Annotated in this window: 17 protein-coding genes, 1 tRNA gene and 1 other RNA gene; 15 read left to right on the top strand and 4 right to left on the bottom strand. The window is 62.6% G+C overall.

Annotated features, from left to right (window positions below):
* Window positions 1–59 precede the first annotated feature (59 nt).
* Entirely contained in the window at window positions 60–761 is a 702-nt protein-coding gene (locus tag LA321_RS14775; protein ID WP_042071618.1) for an SDR family oxidoreductase, read from the bottom strand.
* Window positions 762–848: 87 nt separating this feature from the next.
* Window positions 849–1,256 carry a helix-turn-helix domain-containing protein gene (locus LA321_RS14770; RefSeq protein WP_042071621.1) on the bottom strand — a complete coding sequence of 136 codons (408 nt, stop codon included), beginning with the start codon at window positions 1,254–1,256 and terminating at the stop codon, window positions 849–851.
* A gap of 126 nt (window positions 1,257–1,382) precedes the next feature.
* Between LA321_RS14770 and LA321_RS14765 the strand changes: the two genes are divergently transcribed.
* Window positions 1,383–2,282, top strand: a complete 900-nt coding sequence (locus LA321_RS14765) for an aldo/keto reductase (RefSeq protein WP_042071623.1) — start codon at window positions 1,383–1,385, stop codon at window positions 2,280–2,282.
* Window positions 2,283–2,361: 79 nt separating this feature from the next.
* Here the strand turns inward: LA321_RS14765 and LA321_RS14760 are convergent, their stop codons facing one another.
* Window positions 2,362–2,640, bottom strand: coding sequence for an RNA recognition motif domain-containing protein (locus LA321_RS14760; RefSeq protein ID WP_026456734.1), 279 nt, complete (start codon window positions 2,638–2,640; stop codon window positions 2,362–2,364).
* Between the two features lie 216 nt (window positions 2,641–2,856).
* Window positions 2,857–3,399, bottom strand: coding sequence for a hypothetical protein (locus LA321_RS14755; RefSeq protein WP_042071625.1), 543 nt, complete (start codon window positions 3,397–3,399; stop codon window positions 2,857–2,859).
* A gap of 97 nt (window positions 3,400–3,496) precedes the next feature.
* Here LA321_RS14755 and LA321_RS14750 point away from each other — a divergent pair, with 97 nt between their 5' ends.
* From LA321_RS14750 to LA321_RS14685, 14 genes are all read left to right on the top strand, one after another.
* Entirely contained in the window at window positions 3,497–4,276 is a 780-nt protein-coding gene (locus tag LA321_RS14750; RefSeq protein ID WP_042071626.1) for an amino acid ABC transporter ATP-binding protein, read from the top strand.
* Complete coding sequence (locus LA321_RS14745) at window positions 4,269–5,066, top strand: amino acid ABC transporter permease (protein ID WP_042071628.1); 798 nt, start codon at window positions 4,269–4,271, stop codon at window positions 5,064–5,066. Before LA321_RS14750 ends, LA321_RS14745 begins: the two co-directional genes overlap by 8 nt.
* Before the next feature lie 2 nt (window positions 5,067–5,068).
* A complete protein-coding gene (locus LA321_RS14740) occupies window positions 5,069–5,893 on the top strand; it encodes a transporter substrate-binding domain-containing protein (RefSeq protein WP_042071631.1) in 825 nt (274 codons plus the stop codon).
* Complete coding sequence (locus tag LA321_RS14735) at window positions 5,866–6,774, top strand: amino acid ABC transporter permease (protein ID WP_052445734.1); 909 nt, start codon at window positions 5,866–5,868, stop codon at window positions 6,772–6,774. Before LA321_RS14740 ends, LA321_RS14735 begins: the two co-directional genes overlap by 28 nt.
* The gene (mepA, locus tag LA321_RS14730) at window positions 6,768–7,508 is read left to right on the top strand and encodes a penicillin-insensitive murein endopeptidase (RefSeq protein WP_042071635.1); all 741 of its coding nucleotides are present in this window, start codon (window positions 6,768–6,770) and stop codon (window positions 7,506–7,508) included. Before LA321_RS14735 ends, mepA begins: the two co-directional genes overlap by 7 nt.
* A 78-nt stretch (window positions 7,509–7,586) precedes the next feature.
* Entirely contained in the window at window positions 7,587–8,192 is a 606-nt protein-coding gene (locus LA321_RS14725) for a LemA family protein (RefSeq protein ID WP_042071637.1), read from the top strand.
* On the top strand, window positions 8,189–8,938 hold the full coding sequence (locus LA321_RS14720; protein ID WP_042071639.1) for a TPM domain-containing protein: 750 nt from the start codon (window positions 8,189–8,191) through the stop codon (window positions 8,936–8,938). Before LA321_RS14725 ends, LA321_RS14720 begins: the two co-directional genes overlap by 4 nt.
* A 21-nt stretch (window positions 8,939–8,959) precedes the next feature.
* A complete protein-coding gene (locus tag LA321_RS14715) occupies window positions 8,960–9,577 on the top strand; it encodes a TPM domain-containing protein (protein ID WP_042071642.1) in 618 nt (205 codons plus the stop codon).
* A 177-nt stretch (window positions 9,578–9,754) separates the two neighbouring features.
* Window positions 9,755–9,842, top strand: a tRNA-Ser gene (locus LA321_RS14710).
* 205 nt (window positions 9,843–10,047) lie between these two features.
* A non-coding RNA gene (locus tag LA321_RS14705) (RtT sRNA) lies at window positions 10,048–10,169 on the top strand.
* Window positions 10,170–10,354: 185 nt separating this feature from the next.
* Window positions 10,355–10,804, top strand: a complete 450-nt coding sequence (locus LA321_RS14700; protein WP_026457379.1) for a hypothetical protein — start codon at window positions 10,355–10,357, stop codon at window positions 10,802–10,804.
* A 4-nt stretch (window positions 10,805–10,808) separates the two neighbouring features.
* A complete protein-coding gene (locus LA321_RS14695; RefSeq protein ID WP_042071644.1) occupies window positions 10,809–13,793 on the top strand; it encodes a YncE family protein in 2,985 nt (994 codons plus the stop codon).
* Window positions 13,793–14,638 (top strand): FTR1 family iron permease, encoded by an 846-nt coding sequence (locus tag LA321_RS14690; protein ID WP_042071647.1) that lies wholly within the window; start codon window positions 13,793–13,795, stop codon window positions 14,636–14,638. The genes LA321_RS14695 and LA321_RS14690 overlap by 1 nt, the downstream gene beginning before the upstream one ends.
* Window positions 14,639–14,734: 96 nt before the next feature.
* The gene (locus LA321_RS14685) at window positions 14,735–16,159 is read left to right on the top strand and encodes an FAD-dependent oxidoreductase (RefSeq protein WP_042071651.1); all 1,425 of its coding nucleotides are present in this window, start codon (window positions 14,735–14,737) and stop codon (window positions 16,157–16,159) included.
* Window positions 16,160–16,215: the final 56 nt, after the last annotated feature.

Genomic DNA, 16,215 nt, shown 5'->3' with positions numbered 1-16,215 from the left:
CCCTCCTTGGCAAGGGGGACATGATCATATTGTGAAGCGCATGGAGGTCTGCCGCACCGCTACCAGGGTAGCGGCTGTCCATCGAGATCGATCAGCTGGCCGGACTGGCTCAACGCAAGTTTATCGATAAGATCCAGCAACTTGCCCGCCACCTCGGCAGGGGCTTGCAGCGATGTGTCTGGCAGCTCGTCCAGGAAGGGGTTGTTCATCGGGGAGTCCATCAGGCCGGGGGCCACGGCGATCACCCCGGCCTGCGGGAAGCGTCTTGCCCACTCCAGTGCCAGGTTCTTCACCCCCATGTCGAGGGCCGCCTTGCTCATCCGGTAGCTATAGCGCTCCCCCTGTTCGTTGGCACCGATGGAACCTGCGATATCGGAGATGGCGCAGAGCCACAATGGATGTTGCGGGTTCATGATACGGCTGAAATGGGCCGCCAAGGCCAGAGTCGGCCAAGCATTGGCCAGCAGGCTGTCACACAGCCATTTGGGATGAACCTGCTCCACCCGCTGCTCCGGCATGAAATCGAGACCATGCAACAGGCCAATGGTGTTGATGACCACCCGGGGGAGCGGCTCGGTGTCGTAGAGGGTAAAGAGGGCGTTGAACGAAAGCTCGTCCACCTCCAGCATGGGGAAGCAGGCCCCGGGGTCGATCCCGGCCGGGCAGCTGCGACCCGCCAGCAAAAAGGATTCCCCCCTGTTCATCAGCTCTCTTGCCAGCGCAGAGCCCAGCGCACCACTCCCGAGGATCAAGTAACTCATTGCCCGTTCCCTGGACCGTTCACTTGCTTAGAGCGTATCAGAATAATCAGACCGTGGTGACCCGACTAAATGGTAATACGCGCGCCGTCAGGCCTCCCCCAGATGGCGGCCAAACTCCCGCGCCAGCGCCAGATCGAGATAACCGTCCGCCTTTTTATGGGTACGTAAAAACTGGTAGTAGGCGAGCAGGGTCACCAGCGCCTCCTCGTCGGGCAAAGTCAGCCCGCTGCGCTGCTCCTTGAGCAGCAGCAGCGCCGCCCCCAAGGCTTCCCTGTCCACCACCTCCGCCTGACGGTAGAGGTAGCCGCACCCGGTGGCCAGCCACTCCAGCGAACAGTTGGCCCCCATCGCTATCTGGTTGGCCCGCGCCAGCCCGGGCTCGGCCCCTTTCAGGTATTTGCGGATCAGCGCCTCGCTCAACCCCACCTTGCGGGCAAAGGCGCTCACGCTCATCTCCCCAATCAGACTCTGCAGCCGTTCGGCAAACCCTTCCACCTGAGCTATCCCCCTGTCAGAACCAAAGTTCGAATCATGCCTGGCGCCATTATTGCTTTGTCCCTCTCATCAGGCCAAGATGCCGGCAGCCCCTTTTTTACTTCCTGTTTTGCCAAGGAGTCATGCATGTCTGTATCCCGCGTTGCCCTGCATCCGCAAGGCCCCACTTTCTCACACCTCATCATGGGTTACTGGCGCCTGATGGAGTGGCAGCTCTCCCCCACCGCCCTGCTCGATCTGATGAAATACCATCTGGATCTGGGGGTGAGCACCATCGACCACGCCGACATCTACGGCGGCTACCAGTGCGAGGCGGCCTTCGGCGAGGCCCTGCGCCTTGAGCCTTCCTTGCGCGATCGGATGGAAATCGTCAGCAAGTGCGGCATCGCCCTCACTGCCAACCCTGAGCACGCTCTCAATCATTACAACACCGGCAAGGGGCACATCATCGCCAGCGCCGAGGCCTCGCTGCAAAAGCTCGGCACCGACCATCTGGATCTGCTGCTGATCCACCGCCCTGATCCCCTGATGAACGCAGACGAAGTGGCGGATGCCTTTATCACCCTCAAGCAGGCGGGCAAGATCAAGCATGCTGGGGTCTCCAACTTCACCGCCCGCCAGTTCGAGCTGCTGCAATCCCGTCTGCCCTTCCCGCTGGTCACCAACCAGCTGGAGATCTCGCCGCTCCATCAGGAGGGAACGCTGGATGGCTCTCTGGATCAGTGCCAGCAGCTCGGGATCAAGCCGATGGCCTGGTCCTGCCTCGGTGGCGGCCGACTGTTCAGCGATCCGGCCTGCGAGGGTCTGCGGGGCGAGCTCGAGCAGATCCGCCAGGAGGTGGGCGCACAGACCATCGAGCAGGTGGTCTACGCCTGGGTGATGATGCTGCCAAGCCAGCCGTTGCCGTTGATCGGCTCCGGCAAGCGGGAGCGGATTGCCGCCGCCGTGGCCTCGGAGTCCATCACCCTCAACCGCCAGCAGTGGTTCCGCATTCGCAAGGCGGCGCTGGGCTACGACGTGCCCTGAGTGGGCAGACCGACACCAACAAATGCAGAAACAAAAACGGCATGGGAGATCCCATGCCGTTTTGCGTTATTGAAACACCTTAGCGATGGCGTTGCTGCGGCCGACGGGGGGCATCTGTCTTCGGCTTGGCCTGGTTGACTGTGATGGTACGGCCAGCGACTTCAGTGCCGTGCAGGTCGGCGATGGCCTTCTCGGCCTCTCCGTTGACCGGCATTTCAATAAAGCCAAACCCCTTTGACTGGCCGGTATCGCGGTCGATGATGATATCAACCTTGTCGACCTGCCCAAACTGGCTGAACAGGGTCTTCAGTTCGTCGGCCGTCATCCGGTACGACAGATTACCTACGTAAATCTTCATGCCATCCACTCTCGATTCAAGGTGCCTTCTCTATGCAATTCCCGGCATAACGGTAAGGGCACAACCCCTATGCCGGACCTGCCAGGGCTTCATGCCATGGCCTTCCCCGCACAGTGGCCCAAGTGATTGATCTCTTGGGCGAACATGCAGACAAGATCAATTCGAGTCACTGGCAGTATCCGAGCTTTGTCCGGGATTGTCGAGAAAATAGTCGATTCAGCCCGGCTGCAGCGTCGCCAGTTGTCGGGCCAGGGCGCGCCGGCCGTGCCATGCGCGTTTGAACCCGAAACGGTAGACACCTGGGCTCACCAGATGGAGCGACTCCTGCCCGAGATCCAGCAGCGCCATGGCCTCTGCCAGCTCCTGCTCGCTCAACTGCAGATCCAAGCTGAAGTCGAGCCACTGGCCATCATGGCCGACCCGCCGCTCCCGCTCGAAGGCCACCAGCCGATCGCGAGGCAGTGCCAGCGCCTTGTCCTTCGGGCCGTTGAGCAGATAGAGATGAGCGTCGTCCCAGCCCAGTTCCGCCATGCGCCAGGGCTGCCAACTGCGGGGCAGCGACACCATGAGTCCCGTGATGCCGCCAAAGATCAGTCCCACCCAGTGGATCAGGGCCATGGCCTGCCGGCCATACCACACAGAGGCTGCCACCACGCCCCAGCTCACCAGCCACAGCAACAGGATAACGAGGCGATAACGGACCACCGGCGGCATCAAGAGGTGTAGCCCCGGCGAGGCCAGCAAGGATGTAATACGCATGAGAGACTCCTGCCATCGAAAAATGGCGCCATTGTGAACAGCCATCAGGGTGCTGACAAGGGGGTTTTCTTTGTCATGTCCCCACAAAATCAATACCATGGCATCAACGACTCTCAATGGAACCGATTCATTGACCAGCACGCTCCCTTGCGTCCGTTTTTGTGGCGTCAACAAACGCTATGGCGATTTTCAGGCTCTCCACCAGATCGATCTCACCATAGAGCGGGGTGAGAAGTGGGTGATCTGCGGCCCGTCTGGCTCTGGAAAATCCACCCTGATCCGCACCATCAACGGCCTGGAGGGGATCGACGGCGGCCAGCTGTTCCTGTTTGGCGAGCCCGTTACCCCCGCCTATCTGCGCCGGCTGCAAGGACGGGTCGGCATGGTGTTCCAGCAGTTCAACCTCTTTCCCCACATGACGGTACTGGAAAACCTGATGGTGGCGCCGGTGCACACCCTGGGGCTGCGCCCGGCCGAGGCCAAGGCGCGGGCCCTGACGCTGCTGGAGCGGGTGCGCATCCAGGCCCAGGCTGACAAGTATCCCCACCAGCTCTCGGGCGGCCAGCAGCAGAGGGTAGCCATTGCCCGTTCCCTCTGCATGCAGCCCGAGCTGATGCTGTTTGACGAACCCACTTCGGCCCTCGACCCCGAGATGATCCGCGAGGTACTGGATGTGATCCGCGAGCTGGCGGACGAGGGGATGACGTTGGTTTGCGTCACCCACGAGATGGGCTTTGCCCGTCAGGTAGCGGATCGGGTGCTCTTCATGGACGAGGGTCGGATCATCGAATCCGCCCCGCCGGCGCAGCTCTTTGGCGCCCCCTCCCACCCGCGCACCCGGGCCTTTCTCGAACAGGTGCTCAGCTACCATGGCTAGCGCGCGCCGCCTCTCCCCGCTCGGCTGGCTGCTCGGCACCCTGGCCCTGCTCCTGCTGCTTGGCTGGACCCTCTACAGCGGTGCCCGCCAGATGGGCTATGAGTGGCAATGGCCGCGGGTGTTGCCATTTCTCGGGGAGTGGGATGAGGGAGAATTTTATGCCGGCCCGCTGCTAAGTGGGCTGCTGGTCACCCTGCAAGTAGCCCTGCTCAGCCTGGTGGGTACCCTGGTCGTCGGTCTCTGCGTGGCGAGCCTGCGCCTGCTCCCCTCGCGCCTGGGCCCCTGGCTCGCCCTCGCCTATCTCGCGCTGGTGCGCACCACGCCGCAATTGGTGCAACTCTATATTCTCTACTTCCTGCTGGGCCCCATGCTGGGGCTGGCGCCGCTGGCCTGCGCCGTGCTGAGCCTCTCCCTCTATCAGGGCGCCTTTACCGCCGAGGTGTTGCGAGCAGGTGTGCTGGCCATACCCAGGGGGCAGTGGGAGGCCGCGCACGCCCTCGGCCTGCCCAGAGCCGTGACCCTGCGCAAGGTGATCCTGCCACAGCTCATGACCATCATATTGCCGCCGCTGACCAACGAGCTGGTGTCGCTCATCAAGCACTCGGCCCTGGTGAGCGTCATCGCCATCTTCGATCTCACCAACGAGGGGCGCACCCTGGTAGCCGACACCTTTCTCACCTTCGAGGTGTGGTTTACCGTGGCCGCCCTCTACTTGCTGTTGACGCTGACCCTGTCAGCCTGTTCGCGGGCCCTGGCCCGTCATCTTGCTCCGGACCAACAAGGACGTTAACCATGACATCATTCATCAAAACCGCCCTGTCGGGCGCAGCCCTGCTGCTGACCACCACTCTGTTTGCCCCCGCCCTGGCCGACACCCAGCCCTCCGCCACCCAGGCCCAGATCGAGCAAAGCGGCACCCTGAGGGTCGGCATGTCCACCTTCGCCCCCTGGGCGATGCGGGACAAACAGGGAGCCCTGATCGGTTTCGAGATTGACGTGGCCCGTCGCCTCGCCACCGACCACGGCTGGCAGGTGGAGTTCGTCCCCACCGCCTGGGATGGCATCATCCCCTCCCTGCTGGCAAAAAAATATGACGTCATCATCGGCGGCCTCACCATCACCCCCGAGCGGGAGAAGAGCGTGCGCTTCACCCACCCTTACTCCCACTCCGGCGTTCAGCTGGCCGCCTCAACATCCATGGCAAGCGAGAAGAAAACCCTGGCCGACTTCAACCAGCGCGGGGTGATCCTGGCGGTGCGCCGTGGCGCCTCGCCAGTACAGGTGGCCAAGGTCAACTTTCCCAAGGCGACCCTGCGCCAGTTCGATGACGAGTCCCAGGTGTTTCAGGAGGTGCTGAACGGCCGCGCCCACGGCGCCCTCTCCTCCTCCCCCAAACCGGAGCAGGAGGCACTGCGCCACCCCGATGCCCTCTTCATGCCCTTCGCCACCCCGCTGGCGCAGGGGAACGAAGGCTTTGCCTTGCGCAAGGAGGACGGGGCCCTGGCCGAGCAGTTCAACGAGTGGATCGACGCCCGCCAGGCCGATGGCTGGCTCAAAGCGCGTCATGACTACTGGTTCAAGTCGCTGGCATGGGAAGCGCAGGTCGCCAACCCCTGATGCTGACGAAGATAAGAGGGGCCATTCGCCACGTCGGCTGGCTGGATAGAGCGATTGTCGTGCTCCTGCTGCTGACGGCGGCCTGGCTCGCCAGCCGCGTCCATATCGGGGTATCCTATCAGTGGCACTGGCATCAGGCCTTCGAGCTGCTGTTCACTCGCGGCCCGCACGGTGAGCTACCCTATTTTTTCAGCGGCCTGCTCACCACCTTGCGCATCGCCCTGTTTGGCATGCTGCTGGCGCTGCTGCTCGGCACTGCTCTCGGCCTTGCCACCTTCAGCCGCCGCCCCTGGCTGGTGCTGCCGGCCACCCTGTTTGTCCAGCTTGTCCGCAACCTGCCGCCGCTGGTGTTTATCTTCATCTTCTACTTTTTCATCGCCAACCAGCTATTGCCGGCAAGCGGCCTCTCACGCTGGCTCGGCAGCGCGGCCATCCCGCCCTGGCAGGAGGCGCTGTTCGGCCCGCCGGCACGCTGGGAGAACCTCATCTCCGGCACCCTGTGCGTCGGGATGATCAGCGCCGCCTTCGTCGCCGAGATAGTACGGGCCGGCCTCGCTGCCGTGCCAGCGGGGCAATGGGAGGCGGCGCAGAGCCTTGGTCTCTCCCCCTGGGTGCGGCTACGCCAGGTGATCCTGCCCCAGGCTCTGCTGCTGATGCTGCCGCCCCTCACCGGCCAGCTCATCGCCCTGGTGAAGGATACCGCCATCGTCTCCCTCATCTCGGTGCAGGAGCTCACCTTTGTCGGCACCGAGATGGCCAACTCGAGCGGACTGGTTTACGAGATCTGGCTGCTGGTAGCAGCGGCCTATTTATTGATATGTTTGAGTCTGTTCGCACTCCTCAGCCGACTCGAAACAAGACAAGGAGCACACAGATGCTGACGTCCCTGTTACTGGCTACCGCCCTGCACGCCGAGGCAATCGGCGGTTATGCCGCCGGCTGCCTGAAAAACGGCATGGCCCTGCCACTGGAGGGGCCTGGTTATCAGGTGATCCGTACCAAGCGGCTGCGCTACTACGGCCACCCCGACCTTATTCATTACCTGCAGACGCTGGCCAACCAGAGCCGCATGGCCGGCCTGCCGGATCTCTATATCGCCGATCTGGCGATGGCCCACGGCGGCCCCTTTACCTCAGGCCATCGCAGCCACCAGACCGGCCTCGATGCCGATATCTGGTTTCGCATGGCCAACCGCCCCATCAGCAAGTGGGAGCAGGATGCCCCCAAGGAGTGGGCGCTCATCGACGAACCCAGCTACAAGATGCTGCCAGGTCGCTTTGGCCCGCAGCAGCTCACCCTGCTGCGCCTGGCTGCCAGCAAACCCGAGGTGGCACGCATCTTCGTCAACCCGGTGATCAAGTCAGCCGTCTGCCAGCAGGCGGGTCACGAGCCCTGGGTGGCCAAGCTGCGCCCCTGGGTGGGCCATTTCAGCCACTTCCATGTGCGCCTGCGCTGCCCCGCCGCCAGTCCGGATTGCCAGCCCCAGCCCCCTATTCCACCAGGCAATGGCTGCGGGGAGGAGCTCGCCTCCTGGCTCAAGGACAAGCCACAACTGCCCAGGGTATCCGGCATCAACAAGATGCCGGTCTTGCCCGCCCGCTGCAGTCGCGGATAGTCACCCCAGCCTGTCGTCGCGGATTGTCGCCGCCGACCCCAAGCTGTTATGGTGAACCGATATTTGCCAGCCATTTCAATGGAGAACAACAAGATGAACCTATCTCTCTGGCGCAGGGCCACCCGATCCCTGCTGACCCTGACCCTGCTGCTGGGTCTGACCGGTTGCGGCATGAATACCATTCCGACTCTGGATGAGCAGGTCAAGGCGAGCTGGGGACAGGTGGAGAACCAGTACCAGCGCCGCGCCGATCTGGTCCCCAACCTGGTGGCCACCGTCAAGGGGTATGCCACCCATGAGCAGGAGACCCTCAAGGCGGTCACCGACGCCCGTGCCCGGGTTGGCAGCCTGCAGGTGAGCGATCCGGCCCAGCTCAAGGAGTTCGAGGCGGCACAAAACCAGCTCTCCAGCGCCCTCTCCCGCCTGATGGTGGTGGTCGAGCGTTATCCTGATCTCAAGGCGGATCAGCAGTTCCTCACCCTGCAGGCCCAACTGGAAGGCACCGAAAACCGCATCTCGGTGGCCCGCCGCGACTACATAGAGGCGGTACGCCAGTTCAACACCGAGATCCGCACCTTCCCCGGGGTGATCTGGCACAAGCTGCTCTACTCGGATCTGGCAGCCAAACCCAGCTTCAGCGCCAAGCCAGGTGCCGATGAGGCACCCAAGGTGAGCTTCCAATGACCATGATGCTGCGCATCCTGCTGCCCTGCCTGCTGCTCTGGACCACAGCGCTGCAGGCGGCTCCCGACTTTCCGCCCCTGAGCGGGCGGGTGGTGGACGAGGCGAGCCTGATGTCCCGCAAGCAGGCCCACCAGCTGACCCAGCAGCTGGCCGCGTTTGAAAAACGCAGCGGCGTACAGCTGGTGGTGGTTTCCATCGACAGTTTGCAGGGAGAAACTATCGAGGAGTACGGCTACCAGCTGGGACGTCACTGGGGCATCGGCCAGAAAGGAAAAGACAACGGAGTCCTGCTGCTGATCGCCCAGGATGAGCGCAAGGTGCGGATCGAAGTGGGTTACGGCCTGGAAGGGGCCCTGCCCGATGCCATCGCCGCCAACATCATCCAGACCCGGATCCTGCCCGCCTTCAAGCGGGGCGACATGGTGGCCGGCATTATGGCGGGCAGTCAGGGCATCATGCTGGCGCTGGCCGGTGACTATCAGCCAACAGAGACCCAACAGCAAGATAGCGGCAAGGGGCCCGGGCTGTTCATTCTGATGGTGATTGCGATGATCGTGATCCATAACCTGCGCGGAGGTGGCGGCGGAGGTGGCTCGGGCCGCCGTCGCCGCTCGGCCTACCTGGCCGGGGGACTGGGGGCCGGCTCCTTTGGCGGTCGCTCCGGTGGAGGCTTTAGCGGAGGAGGCGGTGGCTTCAGCGGTGGCGGTGGCAGTTTTGGTGGCGGTGGTGCCTCCGGTGGTTGGTAACAGGGATTAAGAGACGACAAGATGATTTCCAAACAGTTTTATCACACGCTTCAGGCCAGGGTCAGACAGGCAGAGCAGGACACGGACGCCGAACTGGTGACCGTGCTGGCCCCGGCCAGCGATGGATATCGCTATATTCCCACCCTCTGGGCGGCCCTGCTGGCCATGCTCACCCCGCTGCTGGTGTTCCAGCTCGGCTTCTGGCTCGGCTGGTACGAGATCCTGCTGGTACAGTGGTCGGTCTGGCTGCTGCTGAGCCTCCTGTTTCACTGGACCCCCATCAAGATGCGGCTGATCCCCAAGCGGGTACGCCTGCACCGGGCCGCCCTGATGGCGCGACTGCAGTTTGTCGAACAGGGGCTGCATCGCACCCGCGACCGGCTTGGCGTGCTGATCTTCGTCTCGGCCGCCGAACACTACGTGGAGATCCTGGTGGATGACGGCATCGCCCAGCACATCGACAACGCCCAGTGGCAGGAGATCATCGATGACTTCGTAACACGGGTGCGCAACAAGGAGATCGAGCAGGGCTTTCTGGAGTGCATCGAGCGCACCAGCGCCATCCTGAGCGATGCCTTCCCCGCCACCCGGGATCAGAACGAGCTGCCTGACAGCCTGATCATCCTGGACAAGCCCTGAGCTGGTGTAAAAAAACGGCATTCTGCTCAAGGGTTAGGCATTCGATAAAGATTATGAAAAATAAGGGGAAAAGTGGTTGACCGAGGCAGCCCTTTCCCCTACATTACGCCCCGTTCCAGCGCAACGGCGCGACGAGCACAGTGTTGGCTGAACACGTTAAACAACAGACCAAAATTTGGTGAGGTGTCCGAGTGGCTGAAGGAGCACGCCTGGAAAGTGTGTATACGGCAACGTATCGAGGGTTCGAATCCCTCCCTCACCGCCAAATAAAGCAAAAGGCCCCATCGCAAGACGGGGCCTTTTGCTTTATCCGATGATGGGCGGCTTGGTTCGACCTCTGTTCGACAGGCGGGCAGGATAGCCCGCCTTGGATGGCCAGAGGGCGTGCGCCAGGGATGGCGTGAGTCAATCCCGACCCAGTGCCAAATTTGAAAAGGTCCACCTACGGGGGGCCCTTTTTCGTATCTCCCCCTTACCTCCGAAAGAGAGAGTGAGAACTCTCGCCGGGTTCGAGCAGAACTGCGATGAACGGCCGCAAGCCGCTCCGAAGGGGTGAGCCACGCAGTGGCGAATCATCCCTCCCTCACCGCCGGATAAGTGCCTGACAGCCTCAGCTCAGCACTTGTTGATATCCCCAACATCTGTCGTTCATCCTTTTTCCGTTCTACACATCATTCAGCCTTTATTCATCATCAATGGAATTGATAACTCTTTTCATTACCTTTTCTGCGTTATAGACTGCTTCACCCAAACCGACCGCCCGGTGCCGGAGCATTCATGACAAGCCTTTCCCTCTCAGCGCGCCCCTTCTGGCAATGGCTGGCCTATCACCATCAGGCCGCCGAGGGCACCCTCTACCTGATGTTCTTCTCAGGCCTGCTGCTGTGGGAACCGCTGACCCCGCTCTGGTCGCTGGCACGCTGGAACCTGTTTCTCCATGTGGTGCTCTCCTTGACCCTGTTTCCGTTGCTGTTCGGGGCTTTCTGGCTCTCCCATCGCAGCTTGCTGAAGAGAAGCCGCAAGCCCTTCTTGCGCACCACAGGGCGCATCATCGAGGGCTTACTGCTGGTGTGTCTGGCCAGCGGGCTGCTGCTGGTATTGCACGGCACCCCGGGCGATACCACTGGCAACCTCGCCAGCTGGGCCCACTGGCTGAGCGCGCTCGCGTTGACTCCCCTGGTGCTGCGCCACGCCTGGCGCTGGACCATTCTCAGATGGCGTTCCTGATCCCATGTTGAAGTTGCTTCTCTCTTCGCTCTTTTCGGCCCTGCTCGCCACCATACTGTTGCCGGGGAACGCCTCGGCCCAGGAGATGGGGGCGGCCATGATTGCCTATGACGAGGGGAAAACTCCTCACCTGCTGGTAGCCAACCAGGGCGCAGGCTCGGTCACTCTGCTGGAGCGAGACACTGGCAAGCGTCTCAAGGAGGCCCGCTTTGGCGGCGATCTGCGCCAGCTGGCCCGTGCAGAGGGCGGCAATCTGCTGGTGACCGACTACAGCGGCGATCGCCTGCTGCTCCTGGACGAGGATCTCAACCTCGAGAAGGCGATCACCACCGGCCATAGACCCTACGGCGTCATCTACGATCCCAAACGCCGCTGGTTCTGGGTCACCCTGTTCGAGGCGGGCCGCCTGCAGGCCTATGACACGGATGGCAAGCTGCAGCTGGATATGGCCACTGCAGAGACGCCGCGCGGACTTGCCCTGACCGACGATGATCGCCTGCTGCTCACCCATGCCATGACCGGCCAGCTCGCCATCTATGATCTCGCCAAGCTGGGGAGCGGGATCACGGGGGCCACCCTGCCCAAGCCGCGCCTGATCACCCTGGCCGAGACCCAGAGCGCCACCCCAAGCGACTCGCAGGGCTTGCCGCGCCTGCTGGATGGCATCACCCTCTCCCCCGATGGCAGCGAAGCCTGGCTGCCCCACGTGCTGTGGAGCTTCGATCACCCCTTCCAGTTTCAGAGCACCGTTTTCCCGGCGGTCTCCATCATTGACCTTGAAGAAGAGAAAGAAAGGGTCGATGAGCGCAAACAGCTCTTCTTGCAGATCAACTTGCCCAATGTCGGCAACCGCAGCCAAATCGTCTCCAACCCCTTCGCGGCGCGCTTCGCCGCCGACGGCAAGCGGGTCTACCTGACCCTGGCGGGCTCCGAAGATCTGCTGGTGTTCGACCTCTCGCGCAGCGGCAAGTCCAACAGCAACCGCCACCGCCGCAAGAAGTTTCAGGGCGGCGCCAAGGCAACCCAGCTGCTGCGCCACCTGCCGGGCCAGAATCCGCGCGATCTTTTGATCGACGGTGACCACATCCTGGTGCACAACGCCATGGGGCAGGATCTCACACGCCTCAATACCGGTGACAGCAGCCCCTTCGCCCGGGTCACCGTCGATGTGCCCCACTTCGCCAAACTGGTGGAATCCGATCCCCGCACCGAGCCCCTCAAGCGCGGCGAGCGGCTGTTCAATCTCGGCAACACCGCGGCCAATAGCCGCTTCCCCATGGCGGGGGACAACTGGATGAGCTGCAACTCCTGCCATCTGGACGGGTTCAACTTCACCAACCGCTATCTGATGGCGGCCCATCGCCAGAAAAGCCGCGACAACGCCATCAACGGCCACGCCAACCTCGCCAACATGGTGGCGGGGGATTTTATCGGCGAATACCTGCGCATGACCCAGCAGACCCAGGGGGGCATGGGCCATGACACCCGCGATGGGGCCGAGACAGTCGATCCCGCCAAACCCCAACCCGAGGTAAAGGCGATGATGGAGGATCTGCACGCCTTCGTCACCGCCGATGGCAACCTCCCCTATCTCGCCAACTGGCTGCGACTCGATGCCCCACGCACGGATCCCGCCAAGGCGCCGACCACTCACCCGAAAGAGTGGCTCAACTCCGCCTCCTGCCAGAACTGCCACCAACAGGCGTTCAAGGATTGGAGCGAGAGCAATCACCGACTGATGGGCAACTCCCACCCCTACTACAAGGTGGTACAGGCGCTGGCGCGCGAAACAGAGGGCGAAGCCTTCGGCCAGTGGTGCCAGGGCTGCCACATGCCCCAGCAGGTGCTGACTGGCCAGACGGAACTGCCCAAGGGTTCGAATATGTTCGAGCAGGGGGGCGCCTCGCTGATTGCCGCCCACCAGAAAGGCGAGCCAGTGGTGGAAGAAGGCACCGGCTGCGTACTCTGCCATCGCATCACCAAGGTAGAAGACGCCGGCGGCAACAGCGCCTTCACCGTGAATTTGAAAGACCGCGAGAGCTATGTGTTCGAGGATGCCCCGGGCGGCAGCCTCCAGCACTGGCTGGCTGAGCGGCAGATCAATGCCCGCCCGGCAGCCCATAAGGCCTCCTACCAGAAGGATTTCTACCAAGACGCGGCCCTGTGCAAATCCTGCCATAACGAGTTCGCCCCGGGCACCGGCGCCAACATCGTCAACACTTGGGACGAGTGGCAGAACTCCAGCTTCGCCAAAGCAGAGGATCCCGCCAAACGGCGCACCTGCATCGACTGCCATATGAACCCGGAGCCCGGCAACGGCGGCGCGCCGGTGGCCGGCCAGTCCACCGAAAACGGCACTCTGAAAGAACGCCTCTATCGCCACAACTTCACCGGTGCCCAGCACCAGCTGGTGGGGCTGCGCAATCCCGCACTCGAGCAGGAGAGCCTGGCGCTTTTGCGCTCCAGCGCCACCCTCTCTGCCCGTATCGAACAGGTGGCCGATTGCCGCCAACTGGTGGTACGGGTCGCCAATACCGGTGCGGGCCATGCCCTGCCCACCGGCGTGGCTGATTTTCGCGAGCTCTGGCTGGAACTGACCGTCACCGACGCCAGCGGCCGCGTGGTGCTGCAAAGTGGCCAGCCGGTGGATGGCGCCGTGCCCGACGATGCGCGGCTATTCAGAAAAGTATTTGGCGATGCCGAGGGCAAGCCGGTGGGGCTCAAGTTCTGGCGCTACGCCAAGCTGCTCGAAGACACCCGCATCCCGGCCGATGGCTGGCTCGATGAAGCCTGGCCACTGCCGGCAGATGCCAAAGCCCCCTTCAAGGCCGATATCAGACTCAATTTCCGCACCTACCCCAAGTGGGTCAGTGATGCGGTGCGCGCCGCCGAGCCGAGCTTGCCGGAGCCACCCATAGTAATGCTCAACCGGTTGCAACTCACCTTGCAGCCTCTCCCCGTCACACCCGCTACGGAGCCTCAAACCTGATGTTTGCAAGTTTTCTCATTACCCTGCGCGAGGGGCTGGAAGCCTTTCTGCTGGTGGGCATCTGCCTCTCCTACCTCGCCAAGCTGGGGGCGAGCCGCTACAACAAGTTCATCTATCTGGGGGTCGGGCTTGGGCTCGTCACCTCGCTGGTAGTGGCCTTTCTGTTCCAGGTGGTGGTGAGCCAGTTCGAGAGCGAGCGCTACAACCACCTCTTGATGGCGGGGATCCTGATTTTTGCCACCCTGGTGCTGAGCTACATGGCCATCTGGATGCAAAAGCAGGCCAAGTCCCAGGTGGGGGCCATGACGGCGCGCATCGACGCGGCGCTCGATAGTGGCAACCTGTTTGGCCTGGCCCTGCTCGCCTTCCTCGCCGTGATGCGTGAAGGGTTTGAAACCGTGCTCTTCTTCTCCGCCCTGCTCTACTCGGGTCAGGGAGTCGATCTGCAATCCGGCCTTGTCGGCGCGCTGGCAGGCCTGCTGGTATCGGTGGCGCTGGTGTGGGGGCTGCTGCGCTCCACCCGCAAGGTGGCCTTGGCCCCCTTCTTTCGCTGGACCGGTCTGCTTATCATCATCATCGCCGCCGGATTGCTCTCCTCTGCCGTCAACATGCTACAGGCGGCGGGGGTCATTACCCTCTGGACCGAGCCGGTGTTCAACATCAGCCACATTCTCGACGATCAGGGGATCTTCGGCACCTTCCTGCGCGCCCTGTTTGGCTACAATGCCTCGCCGGCCGGCCTGCAACTGCTAACCTGGGTCGCTTATCTGGTGGTCTTCGTTACTCTCTGGCAACGCAGCTACCGCCCCCAGCCACAGCCAGCGGGATCCGGCGCCAAGCCCTGATATGCTGAGGGCCCGACATGGCAAGGCGGCTCACCGGGGTGAGCCGCTTGTTCATCCGTCCCTTTTCTCTTTTGCCAGCCGTTTTGGAACACCGTCATGAGCGACAACAACAAGAACAACATTGCAGTGCTGGGCGCCGGCCCTGCCGGTCTGATGGCCGCCTGGCGCCTCTGCCAGGCCGGTTTTGCGGTCACCCTGTTCGAGCAGGAGAGCATGGTGGGTGGCATGTGCGCCACCCAGACTTTCAAGGGGCGCGATGGCGAATATCGCTTCGACTACGGCGGCCACCGCTTCATCACCAAGAACCCCGAGCTGCTCGCCTTTATCGACGAGCTAATGGGGGACGATCTGCTTCACGCGATGCGCAAGAGTGTGATCCGCTTTGGCGGGCGCACCTATGACTACCCTCTGAACCTGCCCAACCTCCTCAAGACGGCGCCGCTGTCCCTGATGGCCGGCGCGGTGAAGGATCTGCTGCTGTTGCCCTTTGCCAAAAAGCCCGAGGATTTCGCGAAAGCCAGCTTTGCCGAGTGGATCCAGAGCCATTTTGGCCGCACCCTCTATCGCCAGTTTTTCGAGGGCTACACCGCCAAGCTGTGGGGCATCAACCCGGACCAGCTTTCTGCCGACTGGGCCGGCCAGCGCATCAGCCTCATCGACCTTAAAGACGTGGCGCGCCGCCTGCTGCCAAGGCGTAACGGCAGCATTTCTGTGCGCACTTACGCCCGCAAGTACCGTTACCCCAAGTACGGCTTCGGCCAGATCTTCACCACCCTGGGCGAGCGACTGGTGGCAGAAGGGGTGGCGCTCAAGACCGGCGCCACCATCACTCGCCTCGAGGAGATCGATGGCCGGATCGATCGGGTGCACTGGCAGCAGGATGGGATCGATCAGAGCGAGCACTTCGATCAGGTGATCTCCACCCTGCCGCTGCCGCTGACCTGCCAGCATCTGGGCTTGCCGTGCGATCTCCAATACCGGTCGCTGCGCTTCGTCAATATGCCGCTCAAACAGGAGAACCTGTCGGACAACACCTGGCAGTACCTCTCCGATCCCCATATCCTGGCCACCCGTTTGCAAGAGCCGCGCCGGCGCAGCCCCTTTATGGCCCCCCAGGGCCAGACTTCCGTGATGCTGGAGATCCCCTGCAATCCGGGAGATACCACCTGGCAGGCACCGCTGGCCGACTTGCGCGGTCGGGTCACCGCTGATCTCGCCAGCCTCGGCGTCGATACCCAGAAGCTTGGCGATGAAACCTTCGAGGCCCGCAGCGAGTACGCCTATCCCTTGATGGATCTGGGCTATCAGGCCCGGCGCAACGCCGCCATCAAGGCGTTGATGTCGATCAGTAACCTCATCATGACCGGCCGTCAGGGGACATTCCGCTACATCTTCACCGACACCGCCATGGAGATGGGGCTGATGGCCGCCGACATGGTCATCGACGGGGTGGACAGACGTCACGCCATCTTCAATCATCGCAACGAAAATACCGTGATCGAGACCCAGAGCGTGGCGTGATGACAATTGCAGCTATTTGACAAGGCGGACAGACGCCGCACCGCCTTCAATCATCG

Origin of the sequence: Aeromonas enteropelogenes, from assembly GCF_020097295.1 — a bacterium.
In the GTDB taxonomy this organism is placed as follows: Bacteria; Pseudomonadota; Gammaproteobacteria; order Enterobacterales; family Aeromonadaceae; genus Aeromonas; species Aeromonas enteropelogenes.
This window is presented reverse-complemented; position numbering and strand designations above follow the sequence as displayed.

Bases quoted from the DNA above. Each gene is read 5' to 3' on its own strand.
- LA321_RS14775 (WP_042071618.1), bottom strand. From the start codon at position 761: ATGAGTTACTTGATCCTCGGGAGTGGTGCGCTGGGCTCTGCGCTGGCA.
- LA321_RS14765 (WP_042071623.1), top strand. From the start codon at position 1,383: ATGTCTGTATCCCGCGTTGCCCTGCATCCGCAAGGCCCCACTTTCTCA.
- LA321_RS14760 (WP_026456734.1), bottom strand. From the start codon at position 2,640: ATGAAGATTTACGTAGGTAATCTGTCGTACCGGATGACGGCCGACGAA.
- LA321_RS14755 (WP_042071625.1), bottom strand. From the start codon at position 3,399: ATGCGTATTACATCCTTGCTGGCCTCGCCGGGGCTACACCTCTTGATG.
- LA321_RS14750 (WP_042071626.1), top strand. From the start codon at position 3,497: ATGGCATCAACGACTCTCAATGGAACCGATTCATTGACCAGCACGCTC.
- LA321_RS14745 (WP_042071628.1), top strand. From the start codon at position 4,269: ATGGCTAGCGCGCGCCGCCTCTCCCCGCTCGGCTGGCTGCTCGGCACC.
- LA321_RS14740 (WP_042071631.1), top strand. From the start codon at position 5,069: ATGACATCATTCATCAAAACCGCCCTGTCGGGCGCAGCCCTGCTGCTG.
- LA321_RS14735 (WP_052445734.1), top strand. From the start codon at position 5,866: ATGGGAAGCGCAGGTCGCCAACCCCTGATGCTGACGAAGATAAGAGGG.
- mepA (WP_042071635.1), top strand. From the start codon at position 6,768: ATGCTGACGTCCCTGTTACTGGCTACCGCCCTGCACGCCGAGGCAATC.
- LA321_RS14725 (WP_042071637.1), top strand. From the start codon at position 7,587: ATGGAGAACAACAAGATGAACCTATCTCTCTGGCGCAGGGCCACCCGA.
- LA321_RS14720 (WP_042071639.1), top strand. From the start codon at position 8,189: ATGACCATGATGCTGCGCATCCTGCTGCCCTGCCTGCTGCTCTGGACC.
- LA321_RS14715 (WP_042071642.1), top strand. From the start codon at position 8,960: ATGATTTCCAAACAGTTTTATCACACGCTTCAGGCCAGGGTCAGACAG.
- LA321_RS14700 (WP_026457379.1), top strand. From the start codon at position 10,355: ATGACAAGCCTTTCCCTCTCAGCGCGCCCCTTCTGGCAATGGCTGGCC.
- LA321_RS14695 (WP_042071644.1), top strand. From the start codon at position 10,809: ATGTTGAAGTTGCTTCTCTCTTCGCTCTTTTCGGCCCTGCTCGCCACC.
- LA321_RS14690 (WP_042071647.1), top strand. From the start codon at position 13,793: ATGTTTGCAAGTTTTCTCATTACCCTGCGCGAGGGGCTGGAAGCCTTT.
- LA321_RS14685 (WP_042071651.1), top strand. From the start codon at position 14,735: ATGAGCGACAACAACAAGAACAACATTGCAGTGCTGGGCGCCGGCCCT.